Origin of the sequence: Streptomyces alkaliphilus (assembly GCF_014141535.1) — a bacterium.
Lineage (GTDB): Bacteria > Actinomycetota > Actinomycetes > Streptomycetales > Streptomycetaceae > Streptomyces > Streptomyces alkaliphilus.
Genome location: NZ_VKHT01000796.1, coordinates 1 through 2,392, shown reverse-complemented (window position 1 = coordinate 2,392; position 2,392 = coordinate 1). Strand labels below are relative to the sequence as shown.

Annotated in this window: 1 protein-coding gene and 1 pseudogene; both read right to left on the bottom strand. The window is 71.7% G+C overall.

The annotated features are described in order from the left end of the window. Nucleotides 1-239: 239 nt before the first annotated feature. Nucleotides 240-1,628: a replicative DNA helicase gene (gene dnaB, locus FNQ90_RS19855; RefSeq protein ID WP_407699398.1), complete on the bottom strand. Its 1,389-nt coding sequence runs from the start codon at nucleotides 1,626-1,628 to the stop codon at nucleotides 240-242. Nucleotides 1,629-1,716: 88 nt separating this feature from the next. Next, nucleotides 1,717-2,392 (bottom strand): annotated as a pseudogene (locus tag FNQ90_RS19850) (hypothetical protein); the annotation flags it as partial.

Genomic DNA, 2,392 nt, shown 5'->3' with positions numbered 1-2,392 from the left:
GGTGTGGGGGGCCGTTGCACACCCCGGGGTGGGCAGTGATCGGGTCAGTCACTTCGTGCACTCCCCGTCCGCCGACCCCGATGCGCCGCGGTGCGGGCCACCTGGACGCCAGGCGTTCCCTGGTGGAGTGGTACGAGGAGCACGGCATCGAGGTGACCGCCGGTATCTCCCCGGTGGTGGTCGGGCGGCCCGCCCCGAAGGGGTGCGCGGTCACCGACCGTGGCGACGGCCCGATCGGGTCAGAAGTCGCTTTGCATGTTGACGAAGCGGGAGTAGTGGCCTTGGAAGGCCACGGTGATGGTGGCGGTGGGGCCGTTGCGGTGTTTGGCGACGATGAGGTCGGCTTCGCCGGCGCGGGGGGATTCCTTGTCGTAGGCGTCCTCGCGGTGCAGCAGGATCACGAGGTCGGCGTCCTGTTCCAGGGAGCCGGATTCCCGCAGGTCGGAGACCATCGGCTTCTTGTCGACGCGCTGTTCGGGGCCGCGGTTGAGCTGGCAGAGCACCACCACCGGCACTCCGAGTTCCTTGGCCATGAGCTTGATGTTGCGGCTCATCTCCGAGACTTCCACCTGCCGGGACTCGGGGCGGGAGCGTCCCGATTGCAGGAGCTGGAGGTAGTCGATGACCACCAGATCCAGGCCCTGGCGTTGTTGGATGCGGCGGCACTTGGCCTTGAGGGTGGCGACCGTCGCGCCGGTGGCGTCGTCCAGGAGTAGCGGGGCCCGGCGCATGTCGGTCATCGTCTCGGCCACCCGGCTCCAGGCGGCGGCGTCCATGCCGCCTGCGGTTTTGAGGTTGTGGAGGCCGACCTTGGCCTGGGCGGACAGGCAGCGCATCTGGAGTTCGCGGCGGCTCATTTCCAGGGAGAAGAACACGGCGGTGCGGCCGGCGGCGAAGGCGGCGTGGCGGGCGAAGTCCAGGGCGAGGGTGGACTTCCCCAGGGCGGGTCGGGCGGCGACGATGACCATCTGGCCGGGCTTCAGGCCGCCGGTGAGGTTGTCGAGGTCGAGGAAGCCGGTGGGCACGCCGGCCTCGGTCTCGCCTCGTTGCCCGGCTTCGAGTTCGTCGATGAGGTCCTGGTCGTCCGCGCCGATGGGCAGGGTCTCGGTGTCGGCGCGCTGCAGGATCGCGGCGTTGATCTCGGCTGCGGCCGCGTCCTGGATCTGCTCGACGTCGCCTTCGCCGGCGAGGGCGAGATCGGTGACGCGCCGGCCGGCGGTGACCAGGCGGCGCAGCATCGCGCGGTCGTGGACGATTTCGGCGTAGTAGGCGGCGTTGGCGGCGGTGGGTACCGTCTGGATCAGGGCGTGGAGGTAGCCGGCCCCGCCGATCCGGGCGAGCTCTCCGGCCCGCTGGAGGGCGTTGGTGACCGTGATGGGGTCCACGGGCTCACCCCGGGTGAACAGGCCCGTGATGGCCCCGTAGATCGTCTCGTGGGCGGGCTTGTAGAAGTGGCCGGGTTCCAGGATTTCGACGACGTCGGTGATGGCGTCCTTGGAGAGCATCATGCCGCCCAGCACGCACTGTTCGGCTTCCAGGTCCTGCGGGGGCGCCTGCTCGAAGAAAGCCGGGTCGACGTCCATGTCGACATCGGGTCGGTGGGTTGGGGTGGGTACGGTGGTGTTCATCGGTTTCCTGTCCGGTCGCATCGGATGGGGATCGTCGGGCCGCCCCTTCGCGAGAGGGGCGGCCTGCTTGTTGTCGGGGCCGGGTCGCTCACGGCCGGCCCTCATCGGTCGGGTCGAGGGGGAAGTGTTCCTCCAGTCCGGCCAGGGCACGGGCGCGCTGCTCCTCGAAGGCCTCGGCCTCCCGGCGCTGCACGGCTTCCCGGGCGCGGCGCGACAACGGCCGGCGGGGGCGCCGTTCGCCGCGACCGCGCGGCGCGGCGGGCAACTCCCCGCGCAGTTGTGCCTTGATGGCCTCGATGGCCTCGGGGTCCATGTCCGGGGCGGCCTGTGGGTCGGGGGCGTCCCCCGCGCGGCACGGCAGGCAGGACGCGGCCTCCCGGCCCGGGTGCTGCGGGCAGCGGGCGCCGTCGCCGGCGGCGGCCCGGGGCGGGGTGACCGCATCACGGCGCTCGAGGTCGTCGATGCGGCCCTCGAGGAACCCGGCGCGGCGGTGGATCCGCTCGGGGAGGTTGCGCAGCAGATGGGCGGCCAGTTCCGGGGTGAGGTCCCAGCCCTGGCGCAGGGTGTGCTCCGCGAGCTTCGGCGCGAGGTTGCGTGCGGTTTTCAACCCGCACGCCCAGCCGCCGGGCAGGGTCGACAGGAACTCCTCGGCCGCCGTCACCCGGGCGGGGTCCCGGCCCACGCGGATCTCCTCCGCCTCCTCCGTCTGTGACGTTCGGGAGCCCGGGAGGTGTGGGGGACTGGAGGGGGAGGAGGTATCCACC